A 22,176-nucleotide genomic window follows, 5' to 3' on the forward strand; every position below is an offset into this window, starting at 1 on the left:
CGAAAACCGTCTGACGTCTCTGGCCCGCCGCTCTCTCCCCGGCACGGCCGGGGACAAGGAAGTCCGCGCAATTGCCGCGGTTTCCCCCTCACCGGATCGAGGAGAGACAGAAAGAGAGCATATCATGGGTTTCAAGATCGCAATCGTCGGGGCAACCGGCAATGTCGGTAGGGAAATGCTGAACATCCTTGCTGAGCGGGRCTTTCCGGCGGACGAAGTGGTGGCGCTGGCCTCCCCCCGCTCGCAGGGCACCGAGGTCTCCTTCGGCGACAAGACGCTGAAGGTTTCCAACCTCGAGAATTACGACTTCTCCGATACCGACATTTGCCTGATGTCGGCGGGCGGTTCGATCTCGCAGAAGTGGTCGCCGAAGATCGGTGCCCAGGGCTGCATCGTCATCGACAATTCCTCCGCCTGGCGCTACGACGCCGAGGTGCCGCTGATCGTGCCGGAAGTGAACCCGGATGCCGTCGAGGGCTTCTCCAAGAARAACATCATCGCCAATCCTAATTGCTCCACGGCGCAGCTCGTCGTCGCGCTGAAGCCGCTGCATGATGCCGCCAAGATCAAGCGCGTCGTCGTCTCGACCTACCAGTCGGTTTCGGGCGCCGGCAAGGAAGGCATGGACGAGCTCTTCGCCCAGACGCGCGCTGTCTTCGTCGCCGATCCGATCGAATCGAAGAAGTTCACCAAGCGGATCGCCTTCAACGTCATCCCCCATATCGATGTCTTCATGGAGGACGGCTATACGAAGGAAGAGTGGAAGGTTCTTGCCGAGACCAAGAAGATGYTCGATCCGAAGATCAAGGTGACCTGCACGGCGGTGCGCGTTCCCGTGTTCATCGGCCATTCCGAATCGGTCAACATCGAATTCGAGAACGAGATCACCGCCGATCAGGCCCGCGAAATCCTGCGCGAGGCACCGGGTTGCCTGGTCGTCGACAAGCATGAGAACGGCGGCTACGTGACGCCCTATGAATGCGCCGGTGAGGATGCAACCTATATTTCCCGTATCCGCGAAGATGYGACCGTCGAAAACGGCCTCAACCTGTGGGTCGTCTCCGACAACCTGCGCAAGGGTGCGGCGCTCAATGCGATCCAGATCGCCGAGCTGCTGGTCAACCGCGGTCTCGTGAAGCCGCGCAAGGCCGCGGCATAATCGATCGTTAACCATGACCTGATAAAGCTCCGCCAGAAATGGTGGAGCTTTTGCTTGAGAACCGCCAATTTCACGAACTGTTCATATTCGCCTGGGTTGCGATTGTTCTCAACCACAGCCATAAGGCCAGATATAGCCACCTCAGTCCGGACGCTCGAAGAGCGTATCCGGCTTTGAAACGAGTCTGACGCTCATGTTGAAGATTTTGCGGGCAGGATTAGTCGCAACTGGGATTTTTGCCGGCGCCATGCCGGCCGTCGCCGCGCAATGCGGCAACGATGGATCCGGTTTCGCGCAATGGGTTCAGGATTTCAAGCGTGAAGCACCGAGCAATGGTATCAGCCCGACCGTTCTCGACAAGGCTTTCGCCAATGTTTCCTACAATCGGGAAACGATCCGGGCCGATCGCGGTCAGCGGAGCTTCAAGCTCTCCTTCGACCAGTTCATGCAGAAGCGCGGTGGCCAGGCCATCATCTCCAAGGGCAGAGGCATCAAGAAGAGCAATGCCTCGCTCTTCGCATCGATCGAGCGGCGCTACGGCGTGCCGGCCGGTCCGCTGATCGCCATCTGGGGCATGGAAACCGGGTTCGGAAGCTTCATGGGCAATCAGCACACGCTTTCGGCCGTCGCAACGCTTGCCTATGACTGCCGTCGTTCCGCCTATTTCACCGAACAGCTCTATGCGGCGCTGAAGCTTGTCGGCCGGGGGGACCTCAGCCCCTCCGCCAAGGGCGCGGCGCATGGCGAAATCGGCCAGACGCAATTCCTTCCGGTCAACGTCATCCGCTACGGTGTCGACGGAGACGGCAATGGCCATATCGACCTCGTGAGGTCGCGTGCGGATGCGCTGGCTTCGACCGCCAACTTCCTGCGCGGTCACGGCTGGAGAGCCGGCGCCGGCTATCAGCCGGGTGAGGCGAACTATAATGCCATCCAGGGCTGGAATGCCGCAAGCGTCTATCAGCAGGCGATCGCCTATATCGGCGCACAGATCGACGGGGAATAAACCCGTCGATCAGGCCTCTGCCTCTTCCGCGCTGTCCGCTTCAGTGGAGATCTCGAGTTCCGGGCGAAAGAAATCGCCCGTCTTGCTGTTCATCACCCATAGCTCACCGGTCGATATATCGAACCAGGCGCCGTGGATATGCAGCTTTCCCTGCTCTTCCAGGGCGCGCACATAGGGGAAGGTGCGCAGGTTGTTGATCGAATTGCGGATCGACACCCGCTCGAGCGCCGTCTGTCGCTCCGACTGCGTCATCAGGTCGTTGCTCTGAATCTGCTCGGCGGCCGGGCGAACGAGCGCCATCCAGCGGCCGATGAAATCGCCTGGCGAAAGCGGCTCGGCGGCCGGATCGAGCGCGGCCTTGATGCCGCCGCAGCGGCCATGGCCCATCACCACGATATTTGAGATCTTGAGCGCCTGGACCGCAAATTCAAGCGCGGCCGAGGTGGAATGATACTGCCCGTCCGGCTCGTAGGGCGGCACCATGTTGGCGACATTGCGGACGACGAATAGCTCGCCTGGACCGCAGTCGAAGATTGTTTCCGGCGCGGAGCGCGAGTCGCAACAGGCAACGAGAAGAGTGTGGGGTTGCTGGCCGTGTTCCGCCAACACGCGGTAACGGTCACTCTCATGCGCATAGCGACCGCTCATGAAGTTGCGGTAGCCGTTCAGAAGGGTTTCTGGAAAGTCCGTCATGGCGCAAGGCTTATCCCGGCGCGCGACGAAGATCAATGTCCCCGCACGGGAGAACGCGGGATAGATGAAACTCGCCTAGCGGCGCGTCCGCTGCAGYGGATGCACGAGGCGACGCAATTGCACCATGGCCATCGGATTTGCGAGGCTCGATGCGTCCATTTCGAGCGTCAGTTCATCGCTGCCGCGCTTGACCGTGCGGGCGAGCACCTCATAGACGCTCGCGGTCGCAAGCTGCAGCGCTCGTTCCTCGTCCATGCCGCCGAGCAGGCGCGCGAGGAAAACGGCCGAGAGAAGATCGCCGAGACCGTTCGGCGGGTTTTCGATCAGCCGGTGCTCCGCCATTAAGGCATGCTTGCCGGTAAGATAGAGATTGCCGGTCCCGCCCGCCATCATCGGCACCGCGGAGGTCACCAGCATGCGCGCCGGACCGAGCGCCACGGCCGCATCCATGATCTGCGTATTGTTTTCCAGCGCCGCCCCGGAAAGCCAAGCGAGTTCATAGCGATTCGGCGTGGCGAGGGACGCGAGCGGTATGAGTTCGTCACGTATCGCTTCCGCCGTTTCCTGCGGGATGTAGAGGCCTCCGAGGTCGCCCATCACCGGATCGCAGACGTAGAGAAGCTCCGGGTTTTTCTCCCTAAGCGCCCGGACGAGCCGCGCCACGGCGCGCGGCTGAGCGGCATTGCCGAAATAGCCGGTCAGCACCGCCTTCACTTCTCCGAGCCAGGGTGCCCGGATCAGGTCGTCGATCGCCTTGTCGAAATCGGCCTCGGCGAATGTGAGGCGGGTCGCACGTCCGTGGCCCGGGTGCCACGGCAGCACGATCGTCGGCAGCGCCCAAACGGGAAAGCCCAATGTTTCCAGCGCGAACACGACGGCACGATTGCCGACGGAACCACGAACCACATGGCTGGAGATGACGATGACGGCGCTTTGGGATTCCTGCATGGGCTTCGCTTCCGGCTTCGAAGGCCTGTTGATCGTTTCTTCCTTGCGCCATGTCAACAAGGCTTCACGGGAAAGGATAAACTCTAGGCGAATCGGCCATCTTTTGGCCGGGCTGAAAAGAAATAGCTTCACGACGGCATGAAGCAAAAATACAAGCTTCATGAGGTTCGTCGCCGCAAGAACAGCGACGCGGAAAACAAGGGAAGGGAAACCCGATGGCCGCCAGGCAGAATCCGAAACGGGAAAAGCTGATCGAGAAAGCACGCAAGATCGCGACCGGAGACAAGGCGGAACATCTGGACCCTCTCATCCTGTTCGGACGCGCCAGCAATGACGACCTGGAAGCCTATACGCCGGAGATGCTGGAACTTTCCACGGCCCATGCCGCCCGGCGGCTCAAGGCCTGGACGCGGATACGGCCGGATATCACGATCGAGCAGGTAGCGGGCGTGGAACCCGCCGGTGTGCCGGTCTCGGTGCTCACCGTGATCGACCGGAATATGCCCTTCCTTTTCGATTCCGTCATGGGCGAGATCACCGGCACGCATCGCGATCTCTATATGGCGGTTCACCCCATTCTGCTGATGGCGCCGGGAAAGGAGCCGGTGCTCCGCTCCAACGAAGCCCCCGGCGATCCCTCCCATCACGTCAGCCTCATCCAGATCCACATCGCCCCGCTTTCGCAGGAACAGGCCGCCTCGCTTGCCGAACGTATCCGCCACGTGCTGGAGCAGGTGCATCTGGCGATCACCGACTGGAAGCCTATGCTGGAGGTGCTGGAAGGGGCCGCCGCCCAGCTTCGCGCGCATCCGGCAAGCCGCAGGAAGGCCGACCGCGACGAGGCCCTCGCATTCCTCGAATGGCTGCGCGACGATAATTTCGCCTTCCTCGRCATGCGCGAATACGTCTATTCCGGAAAGGGCGYCGAAGCCAAGGTGGAGCGCGGCAAGGGCAGGGGGCTCGGCATTCTCTCCGACCCCGATGTCCTCGTGTTGCGCCAGGGCAAGGATGCGGTGATGACGACGCCGGAAATCCTCGAATTCCTGGAGGGACCGGATTTCCTGATCGTCGCGAAGGCGAATGTGAAATCCGTCGTGCACCGGCGCGCCTATATGGACTATGTCGGCGTCAAGCGCTTCGATGCCGATGGCCAGGTCATCGGCGAGCTCAGGATCGTCGGCCTCTTCACCGCCACCGCCTATACCCACTCCGTCCGCGAAATTCCGCTGCTGCGGGCCAAGGCCGCCCGCGTCGAGGATCATTTCGGCTTCGATCCCGACAGCCACTCCGGCCGCATGCTTGCCAACACGCTGGAAGCCTATCCTCGCGACGATCTCTTCCAGATCGACACCGACGTCCTAGCGCGGTTCTGCGAACAGATCATGGAATTGAGCGAGCGGCCGAGGGTACGGGTTCTGCCGCGGATCGATCATTTCGATCGTTTCGTCTCTGTGATCGTCTACGTCCCGCGCGAGGATTACAATTCCTTCGTCCGCGAAAAGGTCAGCGACTATCTTGCCCAGGTCTATGACGGGCATGTCTCGGCCTATTACCCGGCCTTCCCCGCGGGAGGCGTTGCCCGCGTTCATATCATCATCGGCCGTCGCGGCGGAAAGACGCCGCGCATTCCCCAGGCGAAGCTTGAGGAGACGATCCGCCTCATCGCCACCCCCTGGGAAGAGCGCTTCGCCACGCTTGCCGAGACGGGACCGCGCATATCCGTCACCAATGCGTTCCAGGAGGCTTTCACTCCCGACCAGGCCTTTGCCGACCTCGAGGACATCGCCGCCTGCGCGGCGGGCGAGACGATCCGCATCGCCTTCTATCATGATCCGACGGACAAGCCCGGCACGGTCTCCCTCAAGATCTTCCATCACGACCGCCATCTCTCGCTTTCGCGCCGCGTGCCGCTTCTGGAAAACCTCGGCTTCCATGTGGTCAGCGAGCGGACCTTCGATATCGGCGTGGGCCCGGAGACCGACCGCAAGCTCGTCGTGCTGCACGATATGGAGCTGCAGCTCACGGGTCAGGAGACGATTGACCTTTCTCGCGAGGGGCCGCTTCTGGAAGAAGCATTCCTCGCCGCCTTCGAAGGCACGGTCGACAATGATGGCTTCAACCGCCTCGTCCTGCTCGCCGGCCTTTCGGCGCGCGAGGTGACGGTACTGCGCGCCTATGCGCGTTACCTGCGCCAGGCCGGCATCGTCTATTCGCAGAATTACATCGCCGATACGCTGGCGAAATATCCGGAGATTTCCGCCGCGATCTTCCGCCTGTTCCGCGACGGCTTCGATCCGAAGCTTGGCGAAAAAGCACGTGTCCGGAAGCTCGCCGATCATCATGCCGCCATCGAAACGGCGCTCGCGAGCGTGCCCAATCTCGATGAGGACCGGACGCTGCGCCGCTATGTCAACGCGGTCGACGCCACGCTTCGGACCAATTACTTCCAGCGCGACGCCGACGGGACGCCGAGGAAGGTGCTCGCCTTCAAATTCGACCCGAAATTGCTGGACGGCCTGCCGCAGCCGCGCCCCTTCCGCGAAATCTTCGTCTATGGAACGGAAGTGGAAGGCGTGCATCTGCGCTTCGGCAAGGTGGCCCGCGGTGGCCTGCGCTGGTCCGATCGCGGCGAGGATTACCGCACGGAAATCCTCGGCCTGGTAAAGGCGCAGCAGGTGAAGAACGCCGTCATCGTGCCGGTCGGCGCCAAGGGCGGCTTCTTCCCCAAGGCGCTGCCGGCCGGAGGCTCGCGCGACGAGATATTCAATGCCGGGCGCGAGGCCTACAAGACCTTCATCCGCACGCTTCTTTCCGTCACCGACAATATCCTGGGCTCCGAAGTGGTCGGCCCGCCGGATACCACGCGCATCGACGGCGACGACCCATATTTCGTCGTTGCAGCGGACAAGGGAACCGCCACCTTCTCCGATACGGCCAATGGGCTGGCGCAGGAAGCCGGCTTCTGGCTGGACGACGCCTTCGCCTCGGGCGGATCGGCCGGCTATGACCACAAGAAGATGGGCATTACCGCACGCGGCGCCTGGGAAGCGGTAAAGCGCCACTTCCGCGAAAAGGATATCGATATTCAGACGACGCCCTTCACTGTGGCGGGCGTCGGCGATATGTCCGGCGACGTCTTCGGCAACGGCATGCTGCTGTCGCGCCAGATCCGGCTTATCGCCGCCTTCGACCACCGCGATATCTTTATCGATCCCGATCCGGATATCGAGAAATCTTTTGCCGAGCGTGAAAGGCTGTTCAAGCTGCCGCGTTCCAGCTGGCAGGATTACGATCGCGGCTCACTTTCGCAAGGCGCGATGATCATTCCCCGCTCGGAAAAATCGGTGACGCTCACCAAGGAGGCAGCCGCGGCGATCGGCATGGACAAGGCTGTCGCTACCCCCTTCGAGATCATGACCGCGATCCTGAAAAGTCCGGTCGATCTCCTCTGGTTYGGCGGCATCGGCACCTATATCAAGGCCGCTTCCGAGACGGATGCCGAAGTCGGCGACCGCGCCAACGATCCGATCCGCATTACCGCCACCGAAGTACGCGCAAGCGTGATCGGCGAAGGCGCCAATCTCGGCGTCACCCAGAAGGGGCGCATCGCCTATTCGCTGGCTGGCGGTCGCTGCAATTCCGATGYGATCGACAATTCCGCCGGCGTCAATTCCTCCGACGTCGAGGTCAATATCAAGGTCGCGCTGAACCCCGCCATGCAGGATGGCCGGATGACGCGGGCCAAACGCAATCAGCTTCTCGCATCCATGACCGACGAGGTCGCGGCCCTCGTGCTGCGCAACAACTATCTGCAGCCGCTGGCGATCTCACTTATTGAGCGCAAGGGCACCGCCAATCGCGAGGAATTGTCGCGGCTGATGTCTGTCTTGGAATCCCAGGACCAGCTCAATCGCAAGGTCGAARCCCTGCCGAACGACGCCGAACTGGCCGAACGCTATTCTTCCGGCAGACCGTTGACACGACCGGAAATCGCCGTGCTGCTTTCCTATGCCAAGATCGTCCTGTTCGACGCGCTCGTAGCCAGCGAACTGCCGGATGACCCGTATTTCCTGGCGGTATTGAAAGCCTACTTCCCGGCAAAGATGCAGAAAGCTTTTGCCGCCGACATCGACCGCCATCGCCTGCATCGCGAGATCATAGCAACCTATCTTGCCAATGAAGCCATCAACCGTGGCGGACCGGGTTTCGTCCAGAGAATGAGCGACCTGACCGGAGCATCCGCGGCAAGTGTCGTCAAGGCCGCCTATCTCGCCCGCGACGGCTTCGATCTGCCGAAGCTCTGGGCCGAGGCGGACGCGCTGGACGGAAAGATCCCTGGCGATGCGCAGAACGGTCTCTATGCCCGAATCGGCGAGATCTTCGCGGGAGCGACGCTCCTGATCCTGGAAACCGGCGCGGCCGTCGGCGATATGGAAACCGCCATTCGCCGGCTGAAGACGGCAGTCAAGGGTCTGCGTGCCTCGATCACCTCCCTGGACCTTGCCGATGCTATTGCAACAAACGCGGCGGAGTTTGAAGCTCAAGGCATTCCAGCGCAGCTTGCGGCCGAAATCGCCCTGCTTGCCACCCTGGTTCTCGCGCCCGAAATCATGCTGATCGCCGAGCGGACGGGCGAAAGCCTCTCCCGCGCCGCGGATATTTACTTCGCCGTTACGGAAACCTTCCGGGTCAACCGCCTGCTGGAGGTCGGAAGACGCATCGCCACCTCGGATCACTATGAGAGCCTTGCGCTTTCCCGCAGCCTTCAGCAGATCATTACCGCACGGCGCGATATCGTGATTGCGGCGCTTGCCGCCTACCCGAAAGAGAAGAGATCGCTCGGAGCCTGGGTTTCGACCGATCGCCTGCGGGTAAATCGTATCGGGACGGAACTGGTGGCTTTAAGCGAAGGCAGCGATCCGACCCTGCCGAAAATTACCGTGGCGGCAGGCCTCCTCAGCGACCTTGCGCATGGAAGGGTGAGGTGAGACAACGGGACCGATAGCTTGAACTCGGGGGAAAAGGTGGCCGTGTCTCATCTTGAGGAAGTGCCGGCGAAAGCCGGCCGGCGCGGCATCTGGGGCTGGATGCTGTTCGACTGGGCCGCACAACCCTTTTTCACCGTCGTCACCACCTTCATCTTCGGTCCCTATTTCGTCTCGCGGCTCACCGCCGATCCGGTCTCTGCCCAGACCGCCTGGAGCAATATGGCGACGATCTCTTCGCTGATCATCGCCATCCTCTCCCCCGTTCTCGGCTCGATTGCCGATCAATCCGGTCCCCGCAAGCCGTGGATCGCCTTCTTTGCGCTGGTCAAGATTACCTGCGTCTCGGCGCTCTGGTTCGCCGCGCCGGGCTCGCCGATCATCTGGCCGATGATCTTCATGATTCTGGCCTCGATCGCCGCCGAGTTCTCGACCGTCTTCAACGATTCCATGATGCCGCGGCTCGTCGGCAGGGACGAGGTTGGGCGTATCTCGAATATCGCCTGGGGACTCGGCTATCTCGGCGGCATGGTGGTTCTGATCGCCGTCGTTACGCTGCTCGCCGCAAACCCGCAGACCGGCCGCACGCTGATCGGTATTCCGCCGCTCTTCGGTCTGGACCCGCATCAGGGCGAGGATGCTCGCATTACCGGACCGATCGCCGGCCTCTGGTATCTTGTCTTCATTCTCCCGATGTTCTTCTTCACGCCGGATGCGGGCAAGGGCCTGCCCATGATACGGGCCGTGCGCGCAGGCTTTTTTGAACTTGCGGGTACGCTCGGAGATTTGCGCCGGCGCATCGGCATCGCCAAATTCCTGGTGGCCCGCATGCTCTACCAGGATGGCGTCAATGGCCTTCTGATCCTCGGTGGCGCCTTCGCAGCCGGCATGTTCGGCTGGGCGACGATCGAGATAGGCATCTACGGCATCATCCTGAATGTCGTGGCGATCTTCAGTTGCCTGATGGCAGGTAGGCTCGACCGGCGCCTTGGTTCCAAGGTGGTGGTGGTCATCAGCCTCGTGCTGCTGATCGTCGCGACCGTCGGCATCGTTTCGACCGGTCCGGGCTTCGTCTTCTTCGGGCTGCTGCCGCTTCCGGTTGAAGATAGCGGCGGGCTCTTCGGCACCGCCGCCGAAAAGGCCTATATCCTCTTCGGGCTTCTGATCGGCCTCGCCTTCGGACCCGTCCAGGCTTCGTCGCGCTCCTATCTCGCCCGCAGCATCGAACCCTCGGAAAGCGGCCGATATTTCGGTATCTACGCGCTTTCCGGCCGTGCAACGAGCTTTCTCGCCACCCTTCTCTTCTCGGTGGTGACCTATGCCAGCGGCTCGGCCCGGCTCGGCATGGCGACGCTCGTCATCTTCCTGGCGGCAGGGCTGCTATTGCTGCTGGCAACGCCCTACCCGGCGGACCGCCGTCGATAGGTTCTATGAGGTCTTCCCTGTCATTCCTGTGCTTGTCACAGGAATGACAGGCGAGAGGGCGGAATTAATGCCTGAAATGCCGCATTCCGGTGAAGACCATTGCCACGCCATGCTCATCGGCGGCGGYGATCACCTCTTCGTCGCGCATCGAGCCGCCCGGCTGGATGACGGCGGTGGCGCCCGCCGCGATCGCCGAAAGCAAGCCGTCGGCGAAGGGGAAGAAAGCCTCCGATGCGACCGCCGAACCCTTAGTCATCGGCTCCGCCCATCCCATCGCCTTTGCGGCCTCTTCAGCCTTGATACCGGCGATACGGGCCGAATCGATCCGGCTCATCTGGCCTGCGCCGATGCCGGCGGTCTGGCCGTTCTTGGCATAGACGACCGCGTTCGATTTCACGTGCTTGGCAACCTTGAACGCGAATTTCAGGTCGGCGAGTTCCTGTTCGGTCGGCGCGCGCTTGGTCACGACGCGCAGGTCGAGGTCCTCCACCATGCCGTTGTCGCGGGTCTGCACGAGAAGCCCGCCGGCAACCGTCTTGGCCGTCAGGCCGCGCGAGCGCGGATCGGGAAGGCCGCCAGCGGCAAGCAGGCGAAGATTCGGTTTCCTGGCGATGATCGCCTTGGCYTCCTCGGAAACCTCCGGTGCGATGATGACTTCGGTGAAGAGCTTGACGATCTCCTCGGCCGTTTCCGCGTCGAGCGTCTGGTTGAGCGCGATGATGCCGCCGAAGGCCGACGTGGAATCGCAGGCAAGCGCCTGCCGGTAGGCTTCCGCGAGCGTCGCTCCGACCGCGACGCCACAAGGGTTGGCATGCTTGATGATGGCGCAGGCCGGGCCGTTTTCCGGCGCGAATTCGCCGATCAGCTCATAGGCGCCATCGGTATCGTTGATATTGTTGTAGGAAAGCTGCTTGCCTTGGAGGAGTGTGGCGGTCGCAACCCCCGGCCGCTTCTCGCCCGTCACGTAGAAGCCCGCGCTTTGGTGCGGGTTTTCGCCATAACGCATCTCTTCCTTCAATACGCCGCCGATCGTCCGGTAGCGTGGGATTTCGATATCGAGCGCCTCGGCGAACCAGTTGGAGATCGCCGTATCGTATGCGGCGGTGCGGGCATAGGCCTTGGCTGCCAGCCGCTGCCGGAAGGCATAGACCGTATGGCCATCGTCGCTGCGCAAGGCTTCTATGAGTGCCGGATAATCGGAAGGATCGGTGACGATCGTCACATAGGCATGGTTCTTTGCCGAGGCGCGGATCATCGCCGGCCCGCCGATATCGATATTCTCGACGGTGGTGGGATAATCGCCGCCGGCGGCGCGCACTTCCTCGAAGGGATAGAGATTGATGACGGCGAGATCGATGCTGTCGATGCCGTGCTCCTTCATGGCGGCTGCGTGCTCTTCATCGTCGCGGATCGCCAGAAGCCCGCCATGCACAGTCGGATGAAGCGTCTTGACGCGGCCGTCCATGATTTCCGGAAAACCCGTCACTTCGGAGACATCGGTCACGGGAAGTCCGGCCGCCGCGATGGCCTTGTGCGTCCCCCCGGTCGAAAGCAGCCGCACCCCGTGATCCACCAATGCCTGCGCCAGCTCGATGATGCCGGTCTTGTCGGAGACCGAAAGCAGAGCGGTGCGGATCATGATCCGGTCGGGGACGGGAATTTTCTTTGAAACGACGGCCATGGGCTTCTCCTTGGAAAACGGCCCACGGACGGGCGCAAGGGACGGATGCCGCCGCGTTAGCACAGCCTCGCCCGAGAGGAAACCGCTATTCGCTCCGCCTCATCATCCAGCGGATTTCGCTCACCGCGGGCGGCGAAAACTCGATCACCAGCTGTTGGCTGGGGCGGAAACCGGAAGCATCTGCGAAGAAGATATCCTCCTCTATCGCCACCGCAAGGCCGGGGGCGGAGAAGACCCAGGTTTCGCCATCTGGAGCACGCATGACCACGCTCTCCTCGTCCTGCCTGGAGAGATGGATCACCGGGTGGACATGGAAACGCGCGGTCGCCAGAAGCGCATCATCGGATGCCTCCCCGCCTTCCGCCGGCACGAACCTGTCATGGCCCTTGATCTTGCCTCCCTTGAGGCTGAGGCCGATCTCGCGCTCATGAATATAGCCGAACTGCCTGACATAGCCGTCGTGCCGGGCGCGTAGCCGGTCGTTGCCGTGCTGGTCGTCGGAACGCTCCACTTCGATCCTGGAGACGCCGGAAATGAGGAAGGGCCCGGAAAACCGCGAGCGGAGGACCCGGCTGGAAGAGGTCTCGTTGAGCGTCACCGTTGAATGGGCCGCTGTCGCCCGTGCGATCGTGCGATAATTGCGGCCGGCGAATTTCGGCGCGCCACAATTGATGATGAAGCGATTGCGGCCGGCCGACATTTCGAAGGAGAGGCAGCCTGCATGAGCCGTGCGCGAAAGCTCGGGCGAAAGAGCTCTTCCGGTATCGACGATCACCGTCTCGTTCTCGGAGGTCAGACGATGGTAGTTCATGTGCGGAAGCGACTTGAACGGCTTGCCCGCCGTCTCGTCGTAACGCAGCACGGACATCAGCTCGCTCGCCGGTGTCGAGCTTGCGCCGTTGAAAAGGGCGAGGTCTCCGTCCTGATGGCGGAAGAAGCGCAGCGCCGGATACATGCGGTCGATCGTCGGAATGAGCTTCTGCGGCAGTTCGTGACCGAGATTGATATAAGTCTGGCGAAGCGGCAGGAGGTCGATCAGGATATCCAGTATGGCGCGCGGATTGCGCGAGATATGACCGCCATCGGCCAGGATCTGCCGCTCCAGCTCGCGGTCGAGCTTCTGCCCTTCCCGGCGGATATAGGCGTTGCGGGTCGGCATCGAAATGGAGGCCATGGCAAGCGCGATACGTATCCTCAATCGCGTTTCGCCTTCCGGAACACAGCCGGCTATCTTCTTCAGGTACCGGACCTGCTGGGCGAGGCTCCTCATGAAGCGCCGGTAAAAGCCCGCTTCGGCGCCCTGCAGGACCACGGTGGAATGGGAAAGCCAGGYGATAACCCTTTCGGCCATGACATTGGCTTCCCAGGCAACTCCGCTGCGGTTGCGCCCATGAAGCATAATCCAGTCGGCGACGATCCTGCGGGCCTGTGCGCAGGCCTCCTCGGTCTTGTTGGCGCGAATATGCCGGAGCCAGGTGAAGGAATGCAGCCTTTCGGCGAAGATCTTCGAGGGAAGCTGCACGGCAAAGGGAGATTCCCCATAGGTCGTCAGCACCGTGCCCGCCAGCGGAAAACGGTCTTCGAGTATCTCTTCGGCGACGAAGAGATCGATCGAATGCAGGTCCGTCGGGGCGACGATCAGCCGCTCGGGAATTTTTAGCGTGAAAGACGTCAAGGCCAGCCGCAAGGAGGCGGTGCGCCGGCAAAGGCGCCGCCCGAGTTCCCGCAAGCCGAAGGATAGGAGCCTTCGACGATCCRCGAGCTGCATGGCCAAACTGAAACACTCCGCAGGATTTACGGCCGCCCATGGGACGACGCACCTTTTAGACTCTGTGAATAAAATGGGGCTCTATGGTGAATAAAATCTTACCGTACACGCAGCACGGAGGCGAAGAAGCCATCCATGCCGCCGGCGAAGCTTTCGTCCGGCGGGAGCATTGCCGGCGTGGTGCGGAACTCCCCGAGCGGTGAGATCGCCGTTTCCAGCCCTGGCCAATCGCGCGGATCGACCGGAACGCGCTCGACAGCCGCCGTATCCGAAATCACCCGGGCGACGAGATCCTCGCCCTCGGAGGGATCGAGCGAGCAGTTGGAGAAGACGATCAGGCCGCCGGATTTCACCAGCGTGATGGCATGGCGCAGCATCTTCTCCTGCAGCGCGGCGAGCTTTTCTATATCCCGAGGGCCCTTGGTCCAGAGCACGTCCGGATGACGCCGCGTCGTGCCGGTGGAAGAGCAGGGCGCATCGAGAAGCACGCCGTCAAGCAGCGTGTCCGGCCTGAAGGTGAAGAGGTCCGCGCCGATAAACTGCGCAGCGAGACCCAGGCGCTTCAGGTTTTCTTCAAGCCGCGCCAATCGGTTCGCCGATTGCTCGACGGCGATGACCTTTGCACCGGCAGCGGCAAGCTGCGCCGTCTTGCCGCCCGGTGCCGCGCATAAATCGGCGATCGCCTTGCCCTTGAGATCACCGAAGAGTTTCGCCGGGATACTGGCGGCGACATCCTGGACCCACCAGGCACCTTCCTTGAACCCTTCGAGCGCCGTGACCGATCCCTCGAATGACGGAAGGCGGATGCTGCCGGTCGGCAGCAGCTTGCCGCCGAGCGTTGCAGCCCAGCGCTCCGGATCGGCCTTGGCCGTCAGGTCTATCGCCGGCGGTTCGAGCTGCGCCTCGGCGATTCGCCGCGCCTGCTCCTCCCCATAGGCCGCCGACAGCCGATCGGAAAACCAGGTGGGCAGGGGGGAGACTGCGGCTGTCCGTGCCAGGATATCGTCCTTCTCACGCACCATCCGCCGCAACACCGCATTCACCAGCTTGGCAAACCGACGGTTCCGTGGATCGCGATTGGCCTGCTCGACGGCAAGATCGACCGCCGCGTGCGAGGGTATGTCGAGATGCAGGATCTGAGCCGCCGCGACCACGAGAACATGATGCAGCGCACGGGCGCCTTCCGGCAGCGGCGTGTCGATGAGGGAATTGATTGCCGCTTCGAGACGCGGCAAGTGGCGAAGCGCGGAGGTGAGGATCGCGCGGGTCAGCGCCCTGTCCGCCTCGCTGAGCGCCTTATAGGCGGGATTGCCGTGGACCGGATCGAGCATGCCGTCGAGCGATATCTTTCGATCGACGACAGCCGCCAGAAGCTTGGCGGCCGTGGCTCGGACCTCGAGACCCGGCTTGGCCTCGGGGCCGTGATTTGCGGAAACCTGTTTCCTGCGATGGGTCGGCGGCTTGGAAGTCTTCTTCTTGCTGTCGTTCAACGTGTTCTCGTTCAGGACCAGGGACCTTTGGGCGGTTCGGAAGGACCGCGGCCCCAACCTGCATTCGGCACCGACCGCGAAGTGCGGGTCGGTCTATCAGTCCTGGGTGAGCCCGTCGAGACTCCGGTTCCGAATTCGCCCGCCATCTGCTGGAGCGCGGCGATGCGGTTCTCGGTATTCGGGTGGGTCGAGAACAGATTGTCCATGCGCTCGCCGGAGAGCGGATTGATGATGAACATATGGGCGCTCGCCGGATTGCGCTCGGCATCATAGTTGGGAATAACCTGGGCGGTACCGGCGATTTTCGCAAGTGCCGAGGCAAGCGCGAGCGGATTACCGGAGATTTCCGCGCCGCGCCGGTCGGCGGAATATTCACGCGTGCGGCTGATTGCCATCTGCACCATGGTGGCGGCGAGGGGCGCCACCACCATCGCGATCAGAACACCGATAAAGCCCAACGGATTGTGGTTGTCGCGGCCGCCGCTGAAAAAGGCGAAATTGCCGAGCATGGAAATCGCGCCGGCAAGCGTGGCCGTAATCGTCATGGTCAAGGTATCGCGGTTCTGGATATGCGCGAGCTCATGCGCCATGACCCCGGCCACTTCCTCATGCGTCAGCCGTTCCAAAAGGCCGGTGGAGGCTGCAACGGCGGCATTCTGCGGGTTGCGGCCGGTGGCGAAGGCGTTCGGCTGCGGGTTGTCGTACACATAGACCTTCGGCATCGGCAGACCGGCATTGGCCGAAAGATCCCGGATCATCCGATGGAGTTCCGGCGCATTGCCCTCATCGACTTCCTGGGCGCGATAGGCGCGCAGCACCATCTTGTCGGAGTTCCAATAGGAGAACAGGTTCATGGCTGCGGCCATGAGGAACGCGATCATCATCCCGCCCCGGCCGCCGATCAGAAATCCAACACCCATGAACAAGGCGGTCATGAAGGCCAGAAGCATGGCGGTGCGCATCACGTTCATCGTCATATCTCCCGAAAACCGACACCGCCTTTCTTCCTGGCGGGGAACGCCTTATGATGTGGTCATTCAGCGGTATTTTTCAATATTCGAACCGCGGAGCACAACCTATGCAGAATGCTGACAACGACAATATCGAAGTTGCGGGAGAAGGCGCCGCGCCGAAAAAGCCGCTTTCGCCGGCCGCGCAACGTGCGTTGAAGGAAGCCGAGGAGCGGCGGCTGAATGAAACCCAGGCGACGATGCCAACAGAGTTCGGCGGTCGTGGCGGAGCCGATCCCGCGCGTTTCGGCGATTGGGAAATCAACGGCCGCGCCATCGATTTCTAGAACGTTCCAATCCTTCACCTTCGCTCTCATGCATGCTTGCTACCATCCAGCATACTTTTCCCATGGCCATGGTTTGACGCGATGACAGGGAAGATTTCCGTTTTGGTATGGCGTTACGGAACCGTCATAAGTAAATATTCCTATTGACTTACGGCAGTTGACGGAATTTATTCCTTTTCATGCTCAAGTCGCTTCCGATTCTTGCCGGTCTTTTCCTGACCCTGATCACCGGGGCGGCAGCGCGCGAAGAGATTTCCGGACCGGTCGCAGCRCAGATCGTCCGCGTCATCGATGGCGACACTCTACTTGTCGAAGCCGAGCCATGGCCGCAGCAGAAGATCGAGGTCTATGTCCGCATTCGCGGCATCGATGCCCCGGAACTCCGCTCGAAATGCATGGCGATACGCCGTGCCGGGCTGGATGCCCGCCAGGCGCTGGAGGCCCTCACCTCCGGCTCACGTAAAATTCAGCTTACCCGCATCGCCGGCGATAAATACTTTGGCCGCATCGTCGCGGACGTGATCCTCCCTGACGGCGCGAACGCCGCCGACTACTTGCTGCTCGCCGGCCTTGCCGCCAGCTATGACGGCGGCCGCAAGCCGCGCGAGATTTGCAATCAGAATTGAAGGCCGTCCCGCTTTCGGGACGACCGCCGATCAGGTTCAACCCGCCTTGTTCTGCCGGTTGGCGATGAGATCTCCCACCACGCCGGGATCGGCAAGTGTCGAGGTATCACCCAGCGAACCGAAATCGTCCTCGGCGATCTTGCGCAGGATGCGGCGCATGATCTTGCCCGAGCGGGTCTTCGGTAGGCCCGGCGAAAACTGGATCTTGTCGGGTGTGGCGATCGGGCCGATTTCCTGGCGCACATGCTTCACCAGCTCCTGGCGAAGCTCGTCATTGCCTTCCTGTCCCGCCATCAGCGTCACATAGCAGTAGATGCCCTGGCCCTTGATATTGTGCGGATAGCCCACGACCGCCGCTTCCGAGACCCGGTCGTGGGAGACGAGCGCCGATTCCACTTCCGCGGTTCCGAGCCGGTGGCCGGAGACGTTCAGCACGTCATCGACGCGGCCGGTAATCCAGTAATATCCGTCCTCGTCGCGCCGGCAGCCGTCGCCCGTGAAGTATTTCCCCTTGTAGGTGGAGAAATAGGTCTCCACGAAACGCTCGTGGTCGCCGTAGACCGTTCGCATCTGGCCGGGCCAGCTGTCGGCGATGCAGAGATTGCCGTCCGCCGGACCCTCCAGCACGTTGCCCTCGTTATCGACGAGTTCCGGCTTCACCCCGAAGAAGGGCTTCGTCGCCGAACCGGGCTTCAAATCGGTAACGCCCGGCAGCGGCGTGATCATGTGGCCTCCCGTTTCCGTCTGCCACCAGGTATCGACGATCGGAGAGCGGCCATCGCCCACAACATGATAATACCATTCCCAGGCTTCCGGATTGATCGGTTCGCCGACCGTGCCGAGCAGGCGCAGGCTTTTGCGGGAGGAGCGCTTCACGAACTCGTCGCCGGCGCCCATCAGCGCGCGGATCGCCGTCGGCGCGGTGTAGAAGATGTTGACCTTGTGCTTGTCCACGATCTCCCAGAAACGTCCCTGGTCGGGGAAATTCGGCACGCCCTYGAACATCAACGTGGTGGCGCAGTTCGCAAGCGGCCCGTAGACGATATAGGAGTGCCCGGTCACCCAGCCGACATCCGCCGTGCACCAGTAGATGTCGCCGTCCTGGTAATCGAAGACATATTCGTGGGTCATCGCGGCGTAAACGAGATAGCCGCCCGTGGTGTGCAGCACGCCCTTCGGCTTGCCGGTGGAGCCCGAGGTATAGAGGATGAACAGCGGGTCCTCCGCCTTCATCTTCACCGGCTCGCAATGCGCCTTCACGCCAGCGGTTTCCTGATGATACCAGAGGTCGCGGCCGGGCACCCAACCGATCTTGCCGCCGGTGCGCCGCACGACAAGCACCTTATCGACCGTCACGTTCTGGCGCGCCGCGATCTCGATGGCCTTGTCCGTGTTTTCCTTGAGCGGTATCGGCTTGCCGCCGCGAATGCCCTCGTCGCAGGTAATCACGAAAGTGGACTGGCAATCGACGATGCGGCCGGCCAGCGCTTCCGGCGAGAAGCCGCCGAAGACGACCGAATGCACCGCGCCGATGYGCGCGCAGGCGAGCATGGCATAGGTCGCTTCCGGAACCATCGGCATATAGATGGTTACCCGGTCGCCTTTCTTGACGCCGTGCTTCTTCAGCACGTTGGCGAGCCGGCAAACCGCCTCGTAAAGTTCGTTATAGGTGATCTTCTTGTCGATATAGGGATTGTCGCCTTCCCAGATGATGGCGGTGCGTTCCCCGTGCTTCTTCAGGTGCCGGTCGATACAGTTGTAGGAAACGTTGGTCTGACCGTCCTCGAACCACTTGATCGAGACCTTGCCCTTGAATGAGGTGTTCTTGACCTTGGTATAGGGCTTGAACCAGTCGATGCGCTTGCCGTGCTTGCCCCAGAACTTGTCCGGATTCTCGATGCTGTCCTCGTACCACTTCTCGTATTTGGCCTTGTCGATGAGAGCCTTCGCCTTTGCGGACTTGAGAACCGGATAGACTTTTTCGGACATGAATTCCTCCCTGCTTGTCATCGGCGACGATACGACCGGAACCGTCAGCGATATGTGAGGCATTCATAACAGGTGAAGCAAGAGCGGCAATTAGACAAATGGTCCATGAAAGTAGGTCGCGGAAATGTGAGAGCCAATTTTTCCGGCCGCGACATGCGTCAAAACAACAGCTTGGAGCCTCGAGGCGTTTTTCTCCGGAGGCGATGCGAACCGGGGGCCGAAGCCTGTTTCAAACATTTGCAATTCTGTCTCAATCCGGTTATAGAGGCGCCATGAATTCCCGGAAATTGTGGTTTGATACCCACGGCCCGCGACACCGGCGCGGACGGACAGAGGAACTATATCCATGGCTCAACAACTGCTCATGCCGAAGGCAACGGCCGTCTGGCTGGTCGATAACACGGCCCTTTCCTTCGACCAGATCGCTCAGTTCTGCAAGCTGCACCCRCTCGAGGTGAAGGCGATTGCCGATGGCGAAGCGGCGCAGGGCATCAAGGGTCTCGATCCGATCGCCACCGGCCAGCTTTCCCGTGACGAGATCGCTCGCGGCGAAGCCGATGTGAACTACAAGCTGAAGATCTCCGAGCCGAAGGTTCGCGTGCCGGAATCGAAGCGCCGCGGGCCGCGTTATACCCCGGTTTCCAAGCGCCAGGATCGTCCCAACGCCATCCTCTGGCTGGTGCGCAATCATCCCGAGCTCAAGGATGCGCAGATTTCCCGCCTCGTCGGCACCACCAAGTCGACGATCGAACAGATTCGCGAACGCACCCACTGGAACTCCGCCAACCTCACGCCGATGGATCCGGTAACGCTTGGCCTCTGTAGCCAGATCGACCTCGATCTCGAGGTGGAAAAGGCCTCCAAGGGCCGTCCGCTGCCGAGCGCGGCCGAAATCGGCGCTTCGCTGCAGCCGGCAACGGAAACCGAAAACCTCGATTTCGGCTATCGCGGCGAGCGCGAGGAAGAAAAGGAAATCGATGCGGATGCGGTTTTCGCAAAGCTGAGCTCGCTGAAGTCCAACCGTCGCGAAGAGGACGAGGACGAAAACTTCTGAGCCATCGCAAATACCCGTCATCCTCGGCCTTGTGCCGAGGATCTACTGCCTCTCGCCTTATCAGCATTCCAAAACCCCGGCTATGTCCGGGGTTTTTCATGTCACGCGCTTTGCCTGAAGCCGCGACCGCCTTGGGCATAGCCGTTCGCCTTGAGAACCGCGGTGATCTCGTCGAGAACCGATGCATCCTCGATGGTCGCCGGCATCGTCCAGGGCATTTCATCGGCGATCTTCTGCATCGTACCGCGCAGGATCTTTCCCGACCGCGTCTTCGGAAGCTTCGGCACCACCATCACAGTCTTGAAGGCGGCTACCGGGCCGATGTCGTTGCGCACCAAATCTGCCACCTCCCGGACGATTGCCGATGTTTCCCGTGAAACCTTGCTCTTGAGAACGAGGAAGCCGCAGGGGATCTGGCCCTTCACATCATCCCTGACGCCGATGACCGCACATTCTGCCACGTCCGGATGCCTGGCGCAGACCTCCTCCATGGCGCCCGTCGAAAGCCGGTGGCCCGCACAGTTGATGATATCGTCGGTGCGCGCCATCACGAAGAGATATCCGTCCTCGTCGATCAGCCCGGCATCGGCGGTCTTGTAGTAGCCCGGAAATTCCGTGAGACATGTCTCGCGGAACCGCTGGTCGGCATTCCAGAAGCTGACGAGGCAACCGGGCGGCAGCGGCAGCCGGATGACGATATTGCCGAGCGTACCGGCCGGCAGCGGCTTGCCGTCATCGTCCAGCACCTCAAGCGCATAGCCGGGCATGGGCCGCGTGGGCGAACCGTATTTGGGCGGCATCAGCCCCAGCCCCACCGGATTGGCGACAACCGGCCATCCGGTTTCGGTCTGCCACCAATGGTCTATCACCGGAACCTTCAACTTCTCCTCGGCCCATTTCAGYGTCTCCGTATCCGCCCGCTCTCCCGCCAGAAACAGGGCCCTGAACCCCGAAAGATCGTATTTCGCGACAAGCTCACCGGCGGGATCGTCGCGCCGGATCGCCCTGAAGGCGGTCGGCGCGGTGAACATCACCTTCACGTCGTGATCGCTGATGACCCGCCAATAGGTGCCGGCATCCGGCGTGCCGACCGGCTTGCCCTCGAAGATCACGCTGGTATTGCCGGCAAGCAACGGCCCGTAGACGATATAGGAATGGCCGACCACCCAGCCGATGTCGGAAGCCGCCCAGAAGACCTCGCCCGGCTTCACACCGAAGACGTTCTCCATGYTCCAGTGAAGGGCAACCATGTGCCCGCCATTGTCGCGTACCACGCCCTTCGGCTGGCCGGTCGTGCCGGATGTGTAGAGCACGTAAAGCGGGTCGGTAGCCAGCACGGGCGTGCATTCCACGTCCGTACCCCTGGCCTTTTCCGTGGCCACCGCATCGGCAAAATCGAGGTCGCGCCCGGGCAGCAGTTCCGCCGGAAGCTCCTCTCTCTGCAGGATGAGGCAATGGGCGGGTTTCACGCGCGTAAGTTCGATCGCCTGGTCCAGCAGCGGCTTGTAGGCCACCACCCGGCCGGGCTCCAGCCCGCAGCTCGCGCTGATCACCAATTTCGCTTCGCAATCATCCAGTCTCGCTGCAAGCTCCTTGGATGCAAACCCGCCGAAAACGACGGAATGAGTTGCGCCAAGCCGCGCGCAGGCGAGCATGGAAAAGGCAGCCTCGGGCACCATCGGCATATAGATGACGACACGATCGCCCTTGCCGATGCCGAGATCGCGCAATACTGCCGCGATCGCTTTTACCTCGGTAAGGACTTGCGAATAGGTGAAGCTCTTCTGCTTTCCCGTCATCGCGCTGTCGTAGATGAAAGCGCGTTGCTCTCCGCGCCCGGCGGCCACATGGCGATCGAGGCAGTTGTAGCAGGTGTTCGTCTCTCCGCCGGTAAACCAGCGGCCGTAGACGCCCTGATCCTTGTCTAAGATCTTCGCCGGCGGCCTGAACCAATTAATCGCTTCGGCGGCTTTCTCCCAGAACCGCTCCGGATCGGCCTTCCAGCCTTCGTAAACGTCGAAATAGCGGCTTTGCATCTGCACCTCCCGTTACATT

The 22,176-nt window shown here is 61.7% G+C and carries 15 protein-coding genes; 7 read left to right on the forward strand and 8 right to left on the reverse strand.

Translation table 11 applies throughout. The annotated features are described in order from the left end of the window. Positions 1-124 precede the first annotated feature (124 nt). Together LCM4573_RS13800 and LCM4573_RS13805 are read left to right on the forward strand one after the other, a co-directional pair. Entirely contained in the window at positions 125-1,159 is a 1,035-nt protein-coding gene (locus tag LCM4573_RS13800) for an aspartate-semialdehyde dehydrogenase (protein WP_071006892.1), read from the forward strand. Positions 1,160-1,352: 193 nt separating this feature from the next. Beyond that, on the forward strand, positions 1,353-2,165 hold the full coding sequence (locus tag LCM4573_RS13805) for a lytic transglycosylase domain-containing protein (RefSeq protein WP_071006893.1): 813 nt from the start codon (positions 1,353-1,355) through the stop codon (positions 2,163-2,165). 9 nt (positions 2,166-2,174) lie between these two features. On the opposite strand, the gene LCM4573_RS13810 is transcribed toward LCM4573_RS13805, so the two are convergent. Continuing rightward, the gene (locus tag LCM4573_RS13810) at positions 2,175-2,858 is read right to left on the reverse strand and encodes a carbonic anhydrase (protein ID WP_071006894.1); all 684 of its coding nucleotides are present in this window, start codon (positions 2,856-2,858) and stop codon (positions 2,175-2,177) included. Positions 2,859-2,933: 75 nt separating this feature from the next. Further along, entirely contained in the window at positions 2,934-3,806 is an 873-nt protein-coding gene (gene pdxY, locus LCM4573_RS13815) for a pyridoxal kinase PdxY (RefSeq protein WP_071007006.1), read from the reverse strand. A gap of 215 nt (positions 3,807-4,021) precedes the next feature. On the opposite strand from pdxY, the gene LCM4573_RS13820 reads away from it, so the two are divergent. Together LCM4573_RS13820 and LCM4573_RS13825 are read left to right on the forward strand one after the other, a co-directional pair. Next, on the forward strand, positions 4,022-8,794 hold the full coding sequence (locus LCM4573_RS13820) for an NAD-glutamate dehydrogenase (RefSeq protein ID WP_071006895.1): 4,773 nt from the start codon (positions 4,022-4,024) through the stop codon (positions 8,792-8,794). Positions 8,795-8,836: 42 nt separating this feature from the next. Further along, positions 8,837-10,216: an MFS transporter gene (locus LCM4573_RS13825; protein WP_071006896.1), complete on the forward strand. Its 1,380-nt coding sequence runs from the start codon at positions 8,837-8,839 to the stop codon at positions 10,214-10,216. Between the two features lie 64 nt (positions 10,217-10,280). On the opposite strand, the gene purH is transcribed toward LCM4573_RS13825, so the two are convergent. From purH to htpX, 4 genes are all read right to left on the reverse strand, one after another. Further along, positions 10,281-11,897 carry a bifunctional phosphoribosylaminoimidazolecarboxamide formyltransferase/IMP cyclohydrolase gene (gene purH / locus LCM4573_RS13830; RefSeq protein WP_071006897.1) on the reverse strand — a complete coding sequence of 539 codons (1,617 nt, stop codon included), beginning with the start codon at positions 11,895-11,897 and terminating at the stop codon, positions 10,281-10,283. 85 nt (positions 11,898-11,982) lie between these two features. Further along, a complete protein-coding gene (locus LCM4573_RS13835; protein ID WP_071006898.1) occupies positions 11,983-13,665 on the reverse strand; it encodes a heparinase II/III family protein in 1,683 nt (560 codons plus the stop codon). A gap of 98 nt (positions 13,666-13,763) precedes the next feature. Then, entirely contained in the window at positions 13,764-15,170 is a 1,407-nt protein-coding gene (locus LCM4573_RS13840; protein WP_116285495.1) for an RsmB/NOP family class I SAM-dependent RNA methyltransferase, read from the reverse strand. Beyond that, positions 15,167-16,126, reverse strand: coding sequence for a zinc metalloprotease HtpX (htpX, locus tag LCM4573_RS13845; RefSeq protein ID WP_071007008.1), 960 nt, complete (start codon positions 16,124-16,126; stop codon positions 15,167-15,169). The genes LCM4573_RS13840 and htpX overlap by 4 nt, the downstream gene beginning before the upstream one ends. 107 nt (positions 16,127-16,233) lie before the next feature. Between htpX and LCM4573_RS13850 the strand changes: the two genes are divergently transcribed. Both LCM4573_RS13850 and LCM4573_RS13855 read left to right on the forward strand, forming a co-directional pair. Further along, positions 16,234-16,452 (forward strand): DUF1674 domain-containing protein, encoded by a 219-nt coding sequence (locus LCM4573_RS13850; RefSeq protein WP_071006900.1) that lies wholly within the window; start codon positions 16,234-16,236, stop codon positions 16,450-16,452. 179 nt (positions 16,453-16,631) lie between these two features. Beyond that, on the forward strand, positions 16,632-17,078 hold the full coding sequence (locus LCM4573_RS13855; protein WP_071006901.1) for a thermonuclease family protein: 447 nt from the start codon (positions 16,632-16,634) through the stop codon (positions 17,076-17,078). 36 nt (positions 17,079-17,114) lie between these two features. Here the strand turns inward: LCM4573_RS13855 and acs are convergent, their stop codons facing one another. Next, on the reverse strand, positions 17,115-19,067 hold the full coding sequence (gene acs, locus LCM4573_RS13860; protein ID WP_071006902.1) for an acetate--CoA ligase: 1,953 nt from the start codon (positions 19,065-19,067) through the stop codon (positions 17,115-17,117). A gap of 346 nt (positions 19,068-19,413) precedes the next feature. On the opposite strand from acs, the gene LCM4573_RS13865 reads away from it, so the two are divergent. Then, complete coding sequence (locus LCM4573_RS13865; RefSeq protein ID WP_071006903.1) at positions 19,414-20,121, forward strand: DUF1013 domain-containing protein; 708 nt, start codon at positions 19,414-19,416, stop codon at positions 20,119-20,121. A 101-nt stretch (positions 20,122-20,222) separates the two neighbouring features. Here the strand turns inward: LCM4573_RS13865 and LCM4573_RS13870 are convergent, their stop codons facing one another. After that, complete coding sequence (locus LCM4573_RS13870; protein ID WP_071006904.1) at positions 20,223-22,157, reverse strand: propionyl-CoA synthetase; 1,935 nt, start codon at positions 22,155-22,157, stop codon at positions 20,223-20,225. Positions 22,158-22,176: the final 19 nt, after the last annotated feature.

The sequence above is a fragment of the Rhizobium sp. LCM 4573 genome (assembly GCF_001854865.1).
Classification (GTDB): domain Bacteria; phylum Pseudomonadota; class Alphaproteobacteria; order Rhizobiales; family Rhizobiaceae; genus Neorhizobium.